Genomic DNA, 14,961 nt, shown 5'->3' with positions numbered 1-14,961 from the left:
CGAGGGGCGGCGGCGACGGCGACCGGCCGTCCGGATACGGTGACCGGATGCCCGAACCCCTGCCCGCCGACGTCGCCGACGTGCTCGCGGAACTGCTCGACCCGGCCGACCCCGTCCATGCCGTCCTGCTCCGGCAGGTGCCGCACCTCCGGGTGACGGGGCGCTGCGGTTGCGGCTGCGGCACCGCCGACTTCGTGCTCGACACCGGCGAGGTCGAGCCGGCACCGACCGGCGACGGCCCGGGCACCGTCGTCGCGGCCGAGGCCCCGCTCCTCACCGAGACCGGCGAGTGCCCCGGGGAGGTCCTGGTCTTCACGCAGGGCGGCTACCTGTCGTGGCTGGAGGTCTGCTCGTGGAGCGACGACATCGAGGTGACCCTCGCCGCCGCGCGCGACTGGCTCCGGGCCGCCCGGCGCACATCCTGACCCGCTGCCCACCCGCCGACCCCGCACCACCGGAGCACCCGCATGAAGACCCTCGTCACCGCGAGCCACGTGATCGGTGACGACCCCGAGGCCGACGACCACGTCCTGATCCCCGACGGACAGGTGGTCTACGAGGGCATCAGCGCCCGCGCCGGATGTGAAGGTGCCCGTCGAGCGGGAAGGCGGGAGGGAACGACGGCAGGACGCGGTCGAAGGCGTAACCGCACCGGGCCGCCACGCGGCAGGATGCCGCGTTGTCCACCTGGTGGAGCAGTTCGAGCCGCTCCAGGCCGCCTGACCGGAAGGTGGCGAAGGCCCAGTCGGTGACGGCGTCCAGGGCGCGGGACGCCACCCCGCGACCGCGTGCGTCGGCGGCCGTCCAGTAGCCGACCTGGGCGGAGGGCCCGCCGGCGGCGACCTCCTTGAGGACCACGCCGCCCACCAGACGGGCGGCGGCGTCGTCGGGCGCCTCCAGGACGGCGAAGCCGAACCGGACACCGGCCGCCCAGTCGCGCTCCCGGTCCCGCACCCAGCGCCGCCCCTCGCCCTCCGCGGGCAGGCTCGCCCAGCGACGGAGGGCGGGATCGCGGGTCGTCCCGGCCAGCGCGGGGACGTCCTCCGCGCACCACGGACGCAGAACGAGCCCTGGGGCGTGCAGAGTCGGGGCGGAGTGGAGGGTGGTGGAAGCGATCATCGGCCGATCGTAAGCGGGCGGAGGGATCCCCGCCCACCGCGCCCCACCGCGCCCGCACCCACCGCGCCCCACCGTGCTCGCACCAGCCGGACCCCGCGTGCTCGCGCCGACCGCAACGTGCGCGGCGGCTTCACCCTCGCCCGGGCCGATCTCGCCCGCGCCGTCCTCGCCGCGCTGGCCGAGCCCGGCTCCGTCCGCCACACCGTCGGCCTGGGCTACTGACGCTCCAGAGGTCCCTGACGCCCCTGAGGCTCGTGACCGGGGACGGAGTCCTCCGGTGCGGCGGGCAGCAGGACCGTGACGACCAGTCCTCCGGCGGGACGCGGGACGAGGGTCAGCGTGCCGCCGTGGGCGCGGACGACGCTCTGCACGAGGGCCAGTCCCAGGCCCACGCCCGCGTGCTCGTCGGTGCGGACGCGTTCCGTGCCGCGCCGGAAGGGCTCCGTGAGGGTCGGCACCAGGTCCGGCGGGAGCGGGTGGCCCGTGTTCTCGACCCGCACCAGGCTGCCCTCGCGCCGCGCCTCGGTGCGGACCGTCACGGTCCCGCCGCTCGGAAGGTTGTGGACCAGGGCGTTCTGGACGAGGTTCGTCACCATCCGCAGCAGCAGCTCCGGCGAGCCGCTCGTCCAGGCCGCGCCGCCGGTCACGTCGAACGCGATGCCGCGCTGCTCCGCGAGGGGGAGCAGCGTCTCGGCGGCCTCCTCCGCGACCAGCGAGAGATCGACGCGCTCGCGGGAGACCAGCCCCCGGTCGCTGCGGCTGAGCAGCAGCAGCGCCTCGGTCAGGTCGATCGCCCGCGTGTTGACGGCGGTCAGGCGGGCGACGAGTTCGTCCCGGTCCCGCCCGGGGTCCTCGCGGGCGACGTCGAGCAGCGCGCGCGAGATGGCCAGCGGGGTGCGCAGCTCGTGGGAGGCGTTCGCGGCGAACCGCTGCTGCTCGGCGACCTGCGCCTCCAGCCGGTCGAGCATCGTGTCGAAGGCGTCGGCGAGTTCGCGGAACTCGTCGTCACGGCCCTCCATCCGGATCCGGTGGGAGAGCGAACCGCTCCCGGCCGTCCGCGCCGCCGCCGTGATCCGGGTGAGCGGCGCGAGCATCCGGCCGGCGAGCAGCCAGCCCCCGACGAGACCGAAGACGAGCAGGAAGCCCATCGCCGCGGCCGCGGCGGGGAAGAAGGTGCGCACGAGGAGGTAGCGGTTGGGCGAGATCCCGAGCAGCCCCTGGTCGTTGTCGGGGACGTACCGCAGCAGGAACACCCACACCACGGCGAGCAGCAGGGCGCCGGCGAGGGTCAGGAACCCGGCGTAGCTGAGGGTGAGTTTCAGCCGGACGCTCAGCCCGCGGCGCCTACGCACGGGGACGGCCGGGGTGCGGGGCGCCGGAGTCGGGCGCGGGGCCGACGTCGATGCGGTAGCCGACGCCCGGCACCGTGGCGATGATCCACGGTTCGCCGAGCCGCTTGCGCAGCGCCGAGACGGTGATGCGGACGGCGTTGGTGAAGGGGTCGGCGTTCTCGTCCCAGGCCCGGGCCAGCAGCTCCTCGGTGCTCACGACCCCGCCCTCGGCGGCGACGAGCACGTCGAGCACCGCGAACTGCTTCCGGGTGAGCGCGACGTACCGCCCGTCGCGGAAGACCTCCCGCCGGAACGGGTCGACGCGCAGGCCCGCGAGCTCGCGGACCGGGGGCCGGGCGTACGCGCGCCGGCGGTCGAGCGCCCGCAGCCGCACGACCAGCTCCCGCAGCTCGAACGGCTTGGTGAGGTAGTCGTCGGCGCCGAGCGCGAACCCGGACTCCTTGTCGTCGATGCGGTCGGCGGCGGTGAGCATCAGGATCGGGATGCCGCTGCCGGACGCGACGATCCGCCGGGCCACCTCGTCGCCGGACGGGCCGGGGATGTCCCGGTCGAGGACCGCCAGGTCGTAGGAGTGGACGGCCAGCAGCTCCAGGGCGGTGTCGCCGTCGCCGGCGATGTCGGCGGCGATCGCCTCCAGCCGGAGCCCGTCACGGACGGCCTCGGCCAGGTACGGCTCGTCCTCCACGATCAGTACGCGCATGGGGGCAGCCTAGGCAGAGCGGCCGGTGACCGGCACAGGCGCGGCGCGCCACCAGGGGCGCGAGGCGAGCCCGGCCAGGACGGCGCCGGCGGCGTTGACCAGGACGTCGTCCACGGACGACACCCGGTCGAGGCGCAGCACGTACTGCGAGGTCTCGACCAGGAGCGAACAGCCCGCCCCCAGCGCGAGGACGCGCGGCACGGTCGCGAGCGCCGCGAACCGGACCGGCGCGAAGAAGCCGAGCGACGCGAAGACCAGCAGGTTGCCGCCGATGCCGAGCGGCCCCATCGTGACCAGGTCCCGCAGCGGTACGAGACTCACCCGCGGCGGCTGGTCCTCGCCGCCCGGCACCAGCGTCATCCACAGGAACGGCAGCGTCCCGTAGACCATGCCGACCTCGGCCAGCGACCACCGCCACGCCGCGGCGCCCGCGGAGCGCCGCCGCAGCCGCGCCAGCCCCCACGCCACCAGCAGCGCGAGCGGCAGCGCGACCACCGTCATGAGGACGATCCCGTTGAACGTGCCGAGGCACCGCTCCCACATCCCGGCCCGGCACATCGGAGCGGCCATCATGAGCGGCCTCCGCATGACGATGAGGACGCTCACCAGGGCGAGGACCGCCAGGCCGGCGGGCAGGAGCGCGCGCGTGCGGCGGGCGGGTGTCGGCAGAGCCGTGTCGTCGAGCATGGGGCCATTGCACACGGAGGGCGGTTGCGGCGGCGTATGCGCTTTTCGATACGCCGACGATATGTCTCGCCGCGGGAGGGCTCGGCGTCAGCGCAGCCGGCGGGCCCGCAGGACGACGTCGTGGCTGTGGTGCGCCCCGGCGCCGCCGTCGGGGATCACCCGGGGCCGCTCCTCGTCCACCTCGACCCGCCAGTCGTCGCCGAGGAGCGCGGCGACCGTCGACGGCCAGACGTAGTCGGCCGGGTCGAAGCCGCTCTCGTGGGGGTCGTGGTGCTCCTCCATGCCCGCGTGGTGGACGAGGAGCAGCACGCCGCCGGGCGCGACGGCCGCGAGCAGCGCGCGCTCGGCCGCCGCGTCGGGGGTGCGCGGCAGCGCCGGGTACTGCGCCGAGACCAGGTCGAAGGCGGCCGGCGGGAGCGCCGCCTCGGCCAGTCCGGCGTGGACCCAGCGGACGGACACGCCGGCGTCCCGCGCGTGGGCGGCCGCCCGGCCCAGCGCCACGCCCGAGACCTCCAGGGCGGTCACGTCCCAGCCGGCGCGGGCGAGCCAGATGGCGTCCGCGCCCTCGCCGCAGCCGACGTCGAGGACCCGGCCGGGGGCGAGGTCGCGCACCTCCGCCACGAGCGCCCCGTTGGGCTGCCCGCTCCAGAGCTGCCCGCGCTCGGAGTAGCGGGCGTCCCATTCCTCGCGCACGGCGGGGTCGCCGACGTAGCCGTCGGCGGACGAGGGGTTGTCGGAGGGGAGCACGTCTGCGGTGATGTCGTCGGCCATGCCCCCACGGTCGCCCACCCCGTCCCGGCCGGGCCAGCCCTGTTGCCGGAACGGCAAACGCGCCGCCGTCCCTCGGGCAGCGGCGCCACTGTCACTCGGCCGAGGGCGCACCCGGCCCGGTCGGCGGGGCCTCGGCCGGCGGTTCCAGGCGGCCGAGCCAGCCGGTGAGGAGCGCCTCCAGGGACGCGGCCTCGGCGGGCGTCAGCAGGTCGAGGAGCCGGCGCTCGTTGCGCATGTGGTCGGCGAAGGCGCGGTCGATCAGGTCGCGCCCGGGCGGGGTGAGGGCGACGATGCGGCCGCGCTGGTCGTCGTCCGAGCGGCGGCGGGTGACCAGCCCCGCCCGCTCCAGCCGGTCGATGCGCTTGGTCATCGCGCCCGTGGTGACCATGGTGTGCGCGGCGAGTTCGCCCGGGGCCCGCTCGAAGGGCGCGCCGGCCCGGCGCAGGGCGCACAGGACGTCGAACTCGCCCTCGCCGAGCCCGTACCGGTCGTAGACCAGGCGCAGTTCCCCGCTGAGGCGGTCGGCCAGCCGGTGCAGTCGGCCGATGACGCCCTGGGGGGTGACGTCGAGGTCGGGGCGCTCGCGGCGCCAGTCGGCCTGGATGCGGGCGACGCGGTCCGGCGGGGGCTGTTCGTCCATGGCCGCATCTTAGCTTCCATGGAAGGTATATATTGGCTTCCATGGAAGCCAATCGCTGGGTGGTGCTGACCGCCGTCGCGCCGGTCGCCTGGGGAGCGAACTACTACGTCACCCACGCCTACCTGCCGGCGGACACCCCGCTGTACGGCGCCGCCCTGCGGGCCCTGCCCGCCGGCGCCGTCCTGCTGGCCCTGGCGAGGAAGCGCCCCCGCGGCGCGTGGTGGGGGCGGTCCGCGGTGCTCGGACTGCTCAACGTGAGCGTCTTCTTCGTCCTCGTGTACGCCGCCTCCCAGCTCCTCCCGACGAGCGTCGCCTCCACCGTCATGGCGGTGTCGCCGCTCGCGATGATGCTGATCGCCTGGGCCCTCGTCGCCGAACGCCCCGGCGTCCCGCATCTGGCCGGCGCCGTCCTCGGCCTCACGGGAGTCGCCCTCATGCTGCTCACGGGGGAGGCCGGCGTGAGCGGGACCGGGGTCGTCGCCTCCGTGGCCGCCATGCTCGTGTCGGCCTTCGGCCACATCCTGGCCAAGCGGTGGAGCGCCGACGTCGACGTGCTCGCCTCGACCGCCTGGCAGCTCACCGCCGGAGGTCTCCTCCTGCTGCCGGTCGCCGCGGCCGTGGAGGGCCCGCCGCCCGCGCTGTCCCCCTCCGCCCTCCTCGCCTTCGCCTACGTCTCCCTCGTCGCCACCGCACTGGCCTTCACCGTCTGGTTCGCCGGCCTCCGCCACCTGCCCGCCGCGACCGTCGGCCTCCTCGGCCTGCTCAACCCGGTGACCGGCGTCCTCCTCGGCGTCCTGGTCGCCGGCGAGGCCCTGACGCTCCGGCAGCTGGCCGGCCTGGCCCTCGTCCTCTGCGGCGTCCTCCTCGGCAGACCCGCCCGCGCGGACCGCCGACGGCACGCGCCCCGCATCCCCGGGCCCGGCCGCCGCGCGCCGACCCGCCCCACCGAACCCCGGCCGTCCGCCGGCTCTCCGCGGCCGGAACGGGAGTGACCGGTTGATCCCTGACGCATGATGGGCGGCATGGATCACGAAGCCACGAGCACGGGCCACTGGATACCGACCGTCGTCCTCCGCGTCGCGACAGGCGACATGGAGGCCGCGGCGCTGCTGCTCGACTCCTCCCACCAGGTCCGCGACGACGCCGACCTCGTCTTCCACGGCCGACCGGCCCACCCCTCGGGCGCCGTCCGGCTCGGGCCGGACGGGCTCGCCCTCGACCTGGACCGGGTCGAGCCGGCGGTGGAGCGGATCGTGGTCGCCGGCTGGACCCGGCACACCGTCCACGGGGCCGTACCCGCGCTCAGGGCCGTCGCACCGGACGGATCCGCCGTCGTCACCTTCACCGTGACCGGCGGGGAGGACGTGCCCGCGATCGCCCTCGGCGTCTTCCACCGGGAGGCGGGCGGCTGGAAGTTCGACCGCCTCGGAGAGGGGTACGCCTCCGGGCTCGCGGGGCTCATCGCCGCGTACGGCGTCGCGGTGGACGACGGCGACCGGCCGGCGGTCCTGGCGGGCCCCGTACCGCTGGCCGGCGTCGTGAAGCTCCCGGGGCAGGCACCCCCCGAGGCCGGCGCGCACGTGCCGGGGCTGTTCCCGCCCCCGCAGCCGCCGTACCGCCTCGTCGAGGGCTGGGAGTTCGGACCCGTCTTCGAACCGGCCGCCTTCGAGGGCCGGGGCAACCAGGTGGTCGGCGTCGACACCGGGCCACTGCCCGGGCCCGTCCTCGTCGAGGTCGCCCAGGAGGGCGAGGGCCACTTCGCGCTCTACCCCCTCGACGCGCACAACAAGGACGGCGAGTACGTCATCGCCATGTCCCTGCCCGACCTCCGAGCCACCCGGGCCGTCCACGCGCCCAAGGACGGCCCGCTGCGCCTCCGGGTCGTCTCGCAGAACCGGTGGACCCTGCGGGTGAAGCCGATCGCCGCCGCCCGCCGGCTGGACGGCGTCCTGCACGGCTACGGCCCCGACATCCTGCTCCACCCCGGCAAGGGCGTCGACCTCCGGGTGGACTTCGCGGGCGGTCCCGGCCACGCCGGAGGCCACGTCCACCTCCGGGCGCACGAGGTCGCCGGCCACCACCGGATGCGGCTCGACCCCGCCCTGCTGCTCCACGAGTCCGGTGCCCTGCGCCGCACGGTCCCGATCATGGACGGCCCGGTGGTCGTGGAGCTCCACGCGGCGGGCGCGTGGACCCTCACCACCAAGCCGGTGCCGGCCCCCTAACCCCCCGTCCTCAGCCAGGTGATGCGGGTGACGGTCACCTCGTCCGGGTCCCCGGTGAACCACTCGACCAGCACGGGATGGCCGGGGACGTCGAGGTCGAACACGTCGCCCCACTGGTCGGTGGGGCTCGCCCCCGGCGGCACGGTGCCGCGCTCGTGCGCCTCCGCGACCGCGGTCAGGGTCCGGACCGTCGCCGCGAACGCCTCGGGGGCCTGGGCGGACATGGCCGAGAGGACCGCGGCGGCCTGATCGGTCAACCCGTGGCTCACCGGGCCCCGCCGAGCGAGGCGAGGAGGGCGCCGAGCGGGCGCACCCCGTCGCGCCCGCCCGTCCGCAGCGCCGCCGCCCGCGCGCGGTCCGCGTCGGTGCGCCGGGTGTCGGCGACGGCCCGCAGATGCCAGCGCTCCATCACCGCCACCTGCTCGTCCCCGGCCCGCGCCGCCTGCAGCTCCTCCAGGAACGCACCCCGGCGGACCGGCGCGAGCGCGCCCTCGATCGCCTCGGCGGTACGCGGGATGCCGGGCTCTGCGGGGTGGGGCAGCACACCCATCGGGCGCTCTCCTTCCGTGCGGGCGGCGCCGTCTGACGAGGCGTCCGCTCCCACGGTAGACCAGCGCCCCCGCGTCAGGCGTCCACCGCGAGGGCCGCTCCGGCCGCGTTCTCCCCGAGCGGGTGGTCGGGCGTCCGGCGCGTCACGCCGGCGGCCTGCGGGAAGTCCGGCCATTCGAGCGTCAGGGGCGTCGCCGCGGGCGCCGCACCGCCGGCCGCCACGGCGGGACCCACCCCGCCGACACCCCACACGACGGCGGCGACCGCGGCCACCATTGCGTACCCACGCCTCATGACGTCCCCCCCACCGTGCCGCGACTCGTGCGCCGAGTGCGCCACGCGTGCCCCGTGGTCGTCCCGGCCGCCGGAGTCGTCCAGGCCCGCGAGCAGGCGGAGCCCGTCCTCGGCCGGGCTGCCGGGCGCCGCGGACAGCACCAGCAGCTCCCTGCCCGAACCGTCCGGCAGCGCGAAGTTCTCCTGGTGCAGTTCGAGCAGGCCGACGAGCGGATGCCGGTACGCCTTGCGCCCGTGCGTCCGGGCGCGCACGTCCGCGCGCGCCCACAGGCGGCGGAAGCGCTCGCTGCCCATGGCCAGTTCGCCGACGAGCGAGGCGAGCCGCGGGTCGTCCGGGAACTTCCCGGCCGCCAGGCGCAGATGCCCGACCACGTCGAGCGTGCACGTCTCCCAGTCCGCGTACAGCCCCCGCTCGTCCTCCTCCAGGAAGAGGTGCCGGGCCGTGTTCAGACCCGCCGTCGGCCGCCCGTACAGGAGCCCCGCCATGCGGTTGGCGGCCAGCACGTCCAGCCGGTGGTCCATGATCAGCGCCGGAGTCCCCGGCACCAGGTCCAGGACCCGCAACAGCTCCGGCCGGACCCGGCCGCCCGGCGCCTTCGCCCGCCGCCGGCGCTGCCGCGCCAGCCGGTACAGGTGGCCCCGCTCGGTCTCGTCGAGCCCGAGGACCCGGGCGAGCGCGTCGAGGACCTGCTCCGAGGGCTGCGTGGCCCGCCCCTGCTCCAGGCGCACGTAGTAGTCGACGCTGACGCCCGACAGGTGCGCCACCTCCTCGCGGCGCAGCCCCGCCACCCTTCGCCGGCCGTCGGAGGGGATGCCGACGGCCGCCGGATCGACCCGGGAGCGCCGGGTCCGCAGGAAGCCCGCGAGATCGTCCATGCCCCCCAGTATCGGCCCGGCCGCCGGTCCCAGGGTGGTACTGCCGTTACCAGGAAGGCCGTTCCGACGGAACGGGCGCCCCTGAACACCGGCCGCCGCCGCGGCCAGACTCGGCGGCATCCGATCCGAAGGAGTCCCCATGAAGACGCTGATCGTCTACGCCCACCCCGAGCCGCGGTCGCTCAACGGCTCGCTGAAGGACCTCGCCGTCGCCACCCTGGAGGCCGCCGGGCACGAGGTCCGGGTCACCGACCTGTACGCGATGCGGTGGAAGGCGACCGTGGACGCCGAGGACTACGGCCCCGACGCGTCGAGCCCGCTGAAGGTCGCCCAGGACTCGGGCCGGGCCTTCGAGGCCGGCCGGCTCACCCCGGACGTCCGCGCCGAACAGGAGAAGCTCCTCTGGGCCGACACGATCGTCTTCCAGTTCCCGCTGTGGTGGTACACGATGCCCGCCATCCTCAAGGGCTGGTTCGACCGGGTCTTCACCTACCGCTTCGCCTACGGCGTCGGCGAGCACAGCGAGACGAAGTACGGCGAGCGCTTCGGCGAGGGCACCCTCGCGGGCCGCAGGGCCCTGCTGTCGGTGACCGTCGGCGGCCCGGAGTCCCACTACGCAGCCCGCGGCATCAACGGCCCCATCGGCGACCTGCTCTTCCCCCTGCAGCACGGGATCCTCTACTACCCGGGCATCGAACCCCTGCCGCCGTTCGTCGTGTACGGCAGCGACCGGCTGACCCCCGAGGAGTACGAGGTCGCCGCGAAGGCGTGGCGGGAGCGCCTGCTCGGCCTGGAGTCGACCGAGCCGATCCCCTTCCGCCGCCAGAACTTCGGCGACTACGAGATCCCCTCCCTCCACCTGAAGCCCGGCCTGGAGCCCGCCGGCCGCACCGGCTTCGGCCTCCACGTGCGGGAGGCCTGACTCCGGCCCGTGCGGAGAACGGCGAAGGACCGCCGCGCGCCGTCCGCGCCCGGCACAATCACCCGTACGGCGATCACCCCCGCGCCGCCGTCGGCGGCACGGGGAGCGACCGGACGCCAGGGGAGGGGGCCGCATGGGCTGGTACGGGTATCTGGGGCTGTGGTGCGCCGCGTTCGGCGGCCTGGCGCTGATCGGGTACGTCCGGTACCTGACCGGAGCGACCGAGGCCCAGCGCACGGTCAGGACCGTCGGCCGGATCGAGCACGTGACGCCCCCGCGCCACGGCGACTCCCGGGCCGACGGGATATCCGTGGTCGTCTCCTTCCAGGACCCCTCCACCGGCGCGGAGTTCACCGTCACCGACGGCGGGGAGGCCGGCGAGCGGGGCGAGCGGATCCGCACGGCGTGGGTCGGCCGCCCGATCGGCGTCCACTACCCCCGCGGAAACCCCCACGCGTACCGCTTCACCCAGGACGCGACCGAGGGCCCGCGCGGCGGCCTCGGCCGGCCGAACTTCGCGCTCTTCCTGGTGTACGCCGGTGTGGTGACCGTCGCCGCGATCGAGCGGGGCTGGCCCTGGGCACTGCTCGGGTTCGCCGGCCCCTGGTCCTGCTCCCTCGCCTACCACCTGCCGGAGAACGTACGGGACACCCGGCGCCGGCGCGAGACGCTCGCCGCCATGACCGCCGTGCCCGGCCGCGTCGTCGCCGTCCTCAAGCGCGTCAGCACCGACGAGGACGGCCACACCGTCACGACCCACGTCCCGGTCGTCACCTTCACCACCCGCGACGGCACGACGGTCACCGCCTACTGCGACCGGAGCCTCCGCGACCCGGAAGGCTCGTACGGCAGGGAGCTGACCATCCATCATGCCCCGGACGACCCTGCCGACTTCACCCCGAACCTCGCGGGCGCGCACCGGGCCTGGCGCCAGGGCATCGTCATCGACGCGCTCGGAAGCTCCCTCGTCGTGGCCACGGCCGTCGTGGGCGCGGTCGCCCTCTGACGGGCGCGGCGCCTATCCTCGACCGCTGTGACCGGCACCGAGCGGCTTCCGCTCCTGTTCCTCGACGTCGACGGCCCGCTGATCCCGTTCGGCGCGGACCCCCGCACGTACCCGACCTTCACCGCGGGGCACGACGCCCCGCATCCCCTGCTGTCCCGGATCGATCCGGCCCACGGAGCGCGCCTGGCCGCGCTTCCGTGCGAGGTGGTGTGGGCGACGACGTGGGGGGACGACGCCAACACGTGCGTCGCCCCGCTGCTCGGCCTGCCGCGCCTGGCGGTCGTTCCGTGGCCGGAGCCGTCGGACGCCGACGACGAGGACGTGCGCCGGGGACTGCACGGGAAGACCCGGCCACTGGTGGCGTGGGCGGCGGGCCGGCCGTTCGTCTGGATCGACGACGAGATCACCGACCGGGACCGGGCCTGGGTCGCCGCCCACCATCCGGGGCACGCCCTGCTCCTCCGGGTGGACGCCCGCGTCGGCCTCACCGACGCCGACTACGCGGCGTGCGACGCCTGGCTGCGCCGGGAGCGCGACCGGCCGGCCTGACACGCCCGGGGTCCGGTCACGCCGCCCGCGCCCGGGTGTGTCAGGCCGGCACGAGGACGTCCGCAGCCGTGGCCGCGCGGACCTCGTCGAGCGTGACGCCCGGGGCGAGTTCGACGAGGGCGAAGCCGTCGGGGGTGACGTCGAGGACGGCGAGGTCGGTGACGACCCGCTGCACGACGGCGCGGCCCGTGAGCGGGAGGGTGCAGTTCTCGACGAGCTTGGGGGTGCCGTCCTTGGCCGTGTGCTCCATGAGGACGATGACCCGCCCCGCGCCGTGCACGAGGTCCATCGCGCCCCCCATGCCCTTCACCATCTTGCCGGGGATCATCCAGTTGGCGAGGTCGCCCGAGGACGAGACCTGCATGGCGCCGAGGATCGCCGCGTCGATGTGGCCGCCCCGGATCATCCCGAAGGACAGGGCCGAGTCGAAGAAGGAGGCGCCGGGGAGGGTGGTGACGGTCTCCTTGCCGGCGTTGACGAGGTCGGGGTCGAGTTCGTCCTCGGTGGGGTACGGGCCGACGCCGAGGATGCCGTTCTCGGACTGGAGGACGACCTCGATGCCGGGCGGAAGGTGGCTGGGCACCAGGGTGGGCAGGCCGATGCCGAGGTTGACGTAGCTCCCGTCGGTGAGTTCGCGGGCGGCGCGGGCGGCCATCTGGTCGCGGGTGAGGGCCATCAGGCGGCTTCTTCCTGTCGGACGGTACGGCGTTCGATGCGGCGTTCCGCGGCGGGGTCGCCGGGCGTGACCCGGACGACGCGCTGGACGAAGACGCCGGGGAGGTGGATCTCGTCGGGGTCCAGCTCGCCCGGCTCGACGAGGTGGTCGACCTCCGCGACGGTGATCCGCCCGGCCATCGCGGCCAGCGGGTTGAAGTTCCGGGCGGAGGACCGGAAGACGAGGTTGCCGTGCCGGTCGCCGACGGTGGCCCGGACGAGCGCGAAGTCCGTCGTGATGCCCTCCTCCAGGAGGTACGGGCGCCCGCCGAACTCCCGCGTCTCCTTCGGCGGGGAGGCGACGGCCACGCTCCCGTCGGCCGCGTACCGCCACGGCAGTCCGCCCTCGCCGACCTGCGTGCCGGTGCCGGCCGGGGTGTAGAAGGCGGGGACGCCCGCGCCGCCGGCCCGCAGCCGCTCGGCCAGCGTCCCCTGCGGGACGAGCTCCACCTCCAGTTCCCCGCTGAGGTACTGGCGGGCGAACTCCTTGTTCTCGCCGACGTACGAGCTCGTCATCCGGGAGATCTGCCCGGCCGCGAGCAGCAGCCCCAGCCCCCAGTCGTCGACGCCGCAGTTGTTGGAGACGACCCGCAGGCCGTCCGTGCCGCGCTGCCACAGCGCGTCGATCAGCGTGCCCGGTATCCCGCACAGCCCGAAGCCGCCCACCGCGAGGGAGGCGCCGGCGGGGATGTCGGCCACCGCCTCCGCCGCGCTCGCGACCGTTTTGTCCAGACCCATGGAGGATCCCTTCCCTCAGACAGCCGGATGACCTCGCAGGTCAGAGCCGGTGGCCGATACGACCGATGGGCAGCGAGCCTAGGCAGGCGCCGGAGGGCGCGACCATGGCTGTCAGCCACACACCGCCCCCGGTGGAGATGGTGCCGACCACCCCCCGCCGTGACCGCGGGAAGCCCCGGATCCCTCCCCGTGCGGCCGGTCGCCCGGCCGCACGGGAGCGAACTCCCCCGCGGGGAGCGGATGGTGCCGGCCCCCACCACCCGGCGGCCAAGAATGGGCGATACGCCCATGGGTCGGGTCGAACCGGCGTCATAGCCTCTCGCGCGTCCCGGAAACCCGACCCCTCGAGGTACCCCGATGCGTCTCTTCCCCGGCTCCCCGCCAGGTTCCCTGCGCCGCAACACCCTCACGGCCCTCGCCGTGTCCGCCCTGACGGTCACCGCCGTACCGGCCGCGGCCGCCCCCGCCGGCACCGCCGGAGCCCCGGCCGGTCACTGCGCCGGCATGGCACAGCTCCGCGTGCCGGGCGCCGAGCACCAGCGGGCCGCCTGCCTCGACGAGCTGACCACGGCCGGCACCGTCGCCTCGGGCCACACCGACCCCGCCGACTGGGCGGGGCTCACCCCCAAGGACCTGGCCGCACCCGCCGGAGTGCCCGGCATCCAGATCGACGGCTACTTCCCCGACACCTCCACCACCAACACCAACCACGGCTGGAACCACGACGCCCAGTTCGTCATCCGCCTGCCCGACCGGTGGAACGGCGGCCTGGTGATCGCCGGCACCCCCGGCAACCGCGAGCAGTACGCCAACGACCGCGCGATCGGCGACTGGGTGCTGGCCCGCGGCTACGCGTACGCCGCCACCGACAAGGGCAACACCGGCCTCGCTTTCCACCGCGACGGGACGGCGCCCGGCGACGCCATCGCCGAGTGGAACGAGCGGGTCACCCAGCTGACCCGCGCCGCCCGCGCCACCGTCGCCCAGCGCTACCACCGGCCCCCGTCCCGCACCCTCGCCACCGGCCTGTCGAACGGCGGCTACCTGGTGCGCTGGCAGCTGGAGAACCATCCGGAGCTGTACGACGGCGGCGTCGACTGGGAGGGCACCCTCTGGCGCGCCGACGGCCCCAACCTGCTGGAGTTCCTCCCGAAGGCCCTCCGCGCCTACCCCGCGTACGCGGCGGGCGGCGACGACGCCGAGGCGGCCCGTCGCCGGATGCACGCCGCCGGCTTCCCGGCCGGATCGGAGTTCCTGTGGCCCTACCACCACAAGGTCTACTGGGACCTCACCCAGCGCATCAACCGTGAGGAGCTGGACCCCGACTTCGACGGCGCGACCGAGGCCGGCACCCCGTACTGCGCGACCGGCACACCCGGCTGTGACACCGACTACGACTACGCGGCCCGGCCCGAGGAGGTCCGGCAGGCCGTGGAGACGATCGAACTGACCGGCCGGATCGGGAAACCCCTGATCACCCTGCACGGCACCCTGGACGTGCTGCTCCCCATCGGCGAGGACTCCGACGTCTACGCCCGCATGGTGCGCGACGCGGGCCGAGGGGCGCTGCACCGCTACTACCGCATCGAGGGCGGCACCCACACCGACTCCCTCGTCGACGCCTTCCCGGACAGGCTCCGGCCGCTCGTCCCGTGCCACCGCAGCGGCTTCACCGCGCTGGAACGGTGGCTGGCCACCGGCAGCCGCCCGCCGGCCTCCAAGACCGTCGCCATGCCCGCCGACGCGGACCCCGCGGCGCTCCTGGACCACTGCTCCCTGGGCCGGTAGACGCCCCCTGTGGTGTTCCACACCACTGACC

General features: G+C 75.1%; 17 protein-coding genes and 1 pseudogene. 7 read left to right on the top strand and 11 right to left on the bottom strand.

Going from position 1 to position 14,961, the window contains the following annotated elements; genetic code table 11:
- Positions 1-47 precede the first annotated feature (47 nt).
- Positions 48-425: a hypothetical protein gene (locus ABFY03_RS03645; protein ID WP_346169144.1), complete on the top strand. Its 378-nt coding sequence runs from the start codon at positions 48-50 to the stop codon at positions 423-425.
- A 139-nt stretch (positions 426-564) separates the two neighbouring features.
- On the opposite strand, the gene ABFY03_RS03640 is transcribed toward ABFY03_RS03645, so the two are convergent.
- The 6 genes from ABFY03_RS03640 to ABFY03_RS03615 form a co-directional block, all read right to left on the bottom strand.
- A complete protein-coding gene (locus ABFY03_RS03640) occupies positions 565-1,119 on the bottom strand; it encodes a GNAT family N-acetyltransferase (protein WP_346169143.1) in 555 nt (184 codons plus the stop codon).
- A gap of 215 nt (positions 1,120-1,334) precedes the next feature.
- The gene (locus tag ABFY03_RS03635; protein ID WP_346169142.1) at positions 1,335-2,471 is read right to left on the bottom strand and encodes a sensor histidine kinase; all 1,137 of its coding nucleotides are present in this window, start codon (positions 2,469-2,471) and stop codon (positions 1,335-1,337) included.
- Positions 2,464-3,171 (bottom strand): response regulator transcription factor, encoded by a 708-nt coding sequence (locus ABFY03_RS03630; protein ID WP_346169141.1) that lies wholly within the window; start codon positions 3,169-3,171, stop codon positions 2,464-2,466. The genes ABFY03_RS03635 and ABFY03_RS03630 overlap by 8 nt, the downstream gene beginning before the upstream one ends.
- Positions 3,172-3,180: 9 nt before the next feature.
- On the bottom strand, positions 3,181-3,858 hold the full coding sequence (locus ABFY03_RS03625) for a VanZ family protein (RefSeq protein ID WP_319012640.1): 678 nt from the start codon (positions 3,856-3,858) through the stop codon (positions 3,181-3,183).
- 87 nt (positions 3,859-3,945) lie between these two features.
- Complete coding sequence (locus tag ABFY03_RS03620) at positions 3,946-4,629, bottom strand: class I SAM-dependent methyltransferase (RefSeq protein WP_346169140.1); 684 nt, start codon at positions 4,627-4,629, stop codon at positions 3,946-3,948.
- Positions 4,630-4,720: 91 nt separating this feature from the next.
- Entirely contained in the window at positions 4,721-5,269 is a 549-nt protein-coding gene (locus ABFY03_RS03615) for a MarR family winged helix-turn-helix transcriptional regulator (protein ID WP_319012638.1), read from the bottom strand.
- Positions 5,270-5,310: 41 nt separating this feature from the next.
- Between ABFY03_RS03615 and ABFY03_RS03610 the strand changes: the two genes are divergently transcribed.
- A complete protein-coding gene (locus tag ABFY03_RS03610; protein WP_346169139.1) occupies positions 5,311-6,261 on the top strand; it encodes a DMT family transporter in 951 nt (316 codons plus the stop codon).
- A gap of 30 nt (positions 6,262-6,291) precedes the next feature.
- Complete coding sequence (locus ABFY03_RS03605) at positions 6,292-7,494, top strand: TerD family protein (protein ID WP_346169138.1); 1,203 nt, start codon at positions 6,292-6,294, stop codon at positions 7,492-7,494.
- Here ABFY03_RS03605 and ABFY03_RS03600 read toward each other — a convergent pair.
- The 3 genes and pseudogenes from ABFY03_RS03600 to ABFY03_RS03590 form a co-directional block, all read right to left on the bottom strand.
- Positions 7,491-7,751 (bottom strand): hypothetical protein, encoded by a 261-nt coding sequence (locus ABFY03_RS03600; RefSeq protein ID WP_319012635.1) that lies wholly within the window; start codon positions 7,749-7,751, stop codon positions 7,491-7,493. The genes ABFY03_RS03605 and ABFY03_RS03600 overlap by 4 nt on opposite strands.
- 8 nt (positions 7,752-7,759) lie before the next feature.
- Entirely contained in the window at positions 7,760-8,044 is a 285-nt protein-coding gene (locus ABFY03_RS03595; RefSeq protein ID WP_319012634.1) for a hypothetical protein, read from the bottom strand.
- A gap of 362 nt (positions 8,045-8,406) precedes the next feature.
- Positions 8,407-9,213, bottom strand: a pseudogene (locus ABFY03_RS03590) (helix-turn-helix transcriptional regulator); the annotation flags it as partial.
- Positions 9,214-9,352: 139 nt separating this feature from the next.
- Between ABFY03_RS03590 and ABFY03_RS03585 the strand changes: the two are divergent.
- The 3 genes from ABFY03_RS03585 (at position 9,353) to ABFY03_RS03575 (ending at position 11,690) form a co-directional block, all read left to right on the top strand.
- A complete protein-coding gene (locus tag ABFY03_RS03585) occupies positions 9,353-10,135 on the top strand; it encodes an NAD(P)H-dependent oxidoreductase (RefSeq protein ID WP_346169137.1) in 783 nt (260 codons plus the stop codon).
- A gap of 133 nt (positions 10,136-10,268) precedes the next feature.
- Complete coding sequence (locus ABFY03_RS03580; RefSeq protein ID WP_346169136.1) at positions 10,269-11,141, top strand: DUF3592 domain-containing protein; 873 nt, start codon at positions 10,269-10,271, stop codon at positions 11,139-11,141.
- Positions 11,142-11,168: 27 nt separating this feature from the next.
- Positions 11,169-11,690, top strand: a complete 522-nt coding sequence (locus ABFY03_RS03575) for an HAD domain-containing protein (RefSeq protein ID WP_319012629.1) — start codon at positions 11,169-11,171, stop codon at positions 11,688-11,690.
- A gap of 40 nt (positions 11,691-11,730) precedes the next feature.
- Here ABFY03_RS03575 and ABFY03_RS03570 read toward each other — a convergent pair whose 3' ends face one another.
- Together ABFY03_RS03570 and ABFY03_RS03565 are read right to left on the bottom strand one after the other, a co-directional pair.
- A complete protein-coding gene (locus ABFY03_RS03570) occupies positions 11,731-12,366 on the bottom strand; it encodes a CoA transferase subunit B (RefSeq protein WP_319012628.1) in 636 nt (211 codons plus the stop codon).
- Positions 12,366-13,142 carry a CoA transferase subunit A gene (locus tag ABFY03_RS03565; protein WP_319012627.1) on the bottom strand — a complete coding sequence of 259 codons (777 nt, stop codon included), beginning with the start codon at positions 13,140-13,142 and terminating at the stop codon, positions 12,366-12,368. Before ABFY03_RS03565 ends, ABFY03_RS03570 begins: the two co-directional genes overlap by 1 nt.
- Positions 13,143-13,499: 357 nt before the next feature.
- Here ABFY03_RS03565 and ABFY03_RS03560 point away from each other — a divergent pair, with 357 nt between their 5' ends.
- The gene (locus tag ABFY03_RS03560; protein WP_319012626.1) at positions 13,500-14,930 is read left to right on the top strand and encodes a 3-hydroxybutyrate oligomer hydrolase family protein; all 1,431 of its coding nucleotides are present in this window, start codon (positions 13,500-13,502) and stop codon (positions 14,928-14,930) included.
- Positions 14,931-14,961 lie beyond the last annotated feature (31 nt).

The sequence above is a fragment of the Streptomyces roseofulvus genome (assembly GCF_039534915.1).
In the GTDB taxonomy this organism is placed as follows: Bacteria; Actinomycetota; Actinomycetes; order Streptomycetales; family Streptomycetaceae; genus Streptomyces; species Streptomyces roseofulvus.
The sequence above is the reverse complement of the archived record's forward strand: the minus strand, read 5'-3'. Positions and strand labels throughout refer to the sequence as shown.

Excerpts from the sequence above, each read along its gene's own strand:
- ABFY03_RS03580 (WP_346169136.1), top strand. The coding sequence starts at position 10,269 with ATGGGCTGGTACGGGTATCTGGGGCTGTGGTGCGCCGCGTTCGGCGGC.
- ABFY03_RS03565 (WP_319012627.1), bottom strand. The coding sequence starts at position 13,142 with ATGGGTCTGGACAAAACGGTCGCGAGCGCGGCGGAGGCGGTGGCCGAC.
- ABFY03_RS03610 (WP_346169139.1), top strand. The coding sequence starts at position 5,311 with ATGGAAGCCAATCGCTGGGTGGTGCTGACCGCCGTCGCGCCGGTCGCC.
- ABFY03_RS03645 (WP_346169144.1), top strand. The coding sequence starts at position 48 with ATGCCCGAACCCCTGCCCGCCGACGTCGCCGACGTGCTCGCGGAACTG.
- ABFY03_RS03595 (WP_319012634.1), bottom strand. The coding sequence starts at position 8,044 with ATGGGTGTGCTGCCCCACCCCGCAGAGCCCGGCATCCCGCGTACCGCC.
- ABFY03_RS03570 (WP_319012628.1), bottom strand. The coding sequence starts at position 12,366 with ATGGCCCTCACCCGCGACCAGATGGCCGCCCGCGCCGCCCGCGAACTC.
- ABFY03_RS03585 (WP_346169137.1), top strand. The coding sequence starts at position 9,353 with ATGAAGACGCTGATCGTCTACGCCCACCCCGAGCCGCGGTCGCTCAAC.
- ABFY03_RS03605 (WP_346169138.1), top strand. The coding sequence starts at position 6,292 with ATGGATCACGAAGCCACGAGCACGGGCCACTGGATACCGACCGTCGTC.
- ABFY03_RS03620 (WP_346169140.1), bottom strand. The coding sequence starts at position 4,629 with ATGGCCGACGACATCACCGCAGACGTGCTCCCCTCCGACAACCCCTCG.
- ABFY03_RS03640 (WP_346169143.1), bottom strand. The coding sequence starts at position 1,119 with ATGATCGCTTCCACCACCCTCCACTCCGCCCCGACTCTGCACGCCCCA.
- ABFY03_RS03560 (WP_319012626.1), top strand. The coding sequence starts at position 13,500 with ATGCGTCTCTTCCCCGGCTCCCCGCCAGGTTCCCTGCGCCGCAACACC.
- ABFY03_RS03630 (WP_346169141.1), bottom strand. The coding sequence starts at position 3,171 with ATGCGCGTACTGATCGTGGAGGACGAGCCGTACCTGGCCGAGGCCGTC.
- ABFY03_RS03615 (WP_319012638.1), bottom strand. The coding sequence starts at position 5,269 with ATGGACGAACAGCCCCCGCCGGACCGCGTCGCCCGCATCCAGGCCGAC.
- ABFY03_RS03625 (WP_319012640.1), bottom strand. The coding sequence starts at position 3,858 with ATGCTCGACGACACGGCTCTGCCGACACCCGCCCGCCGCACGCGCGCG.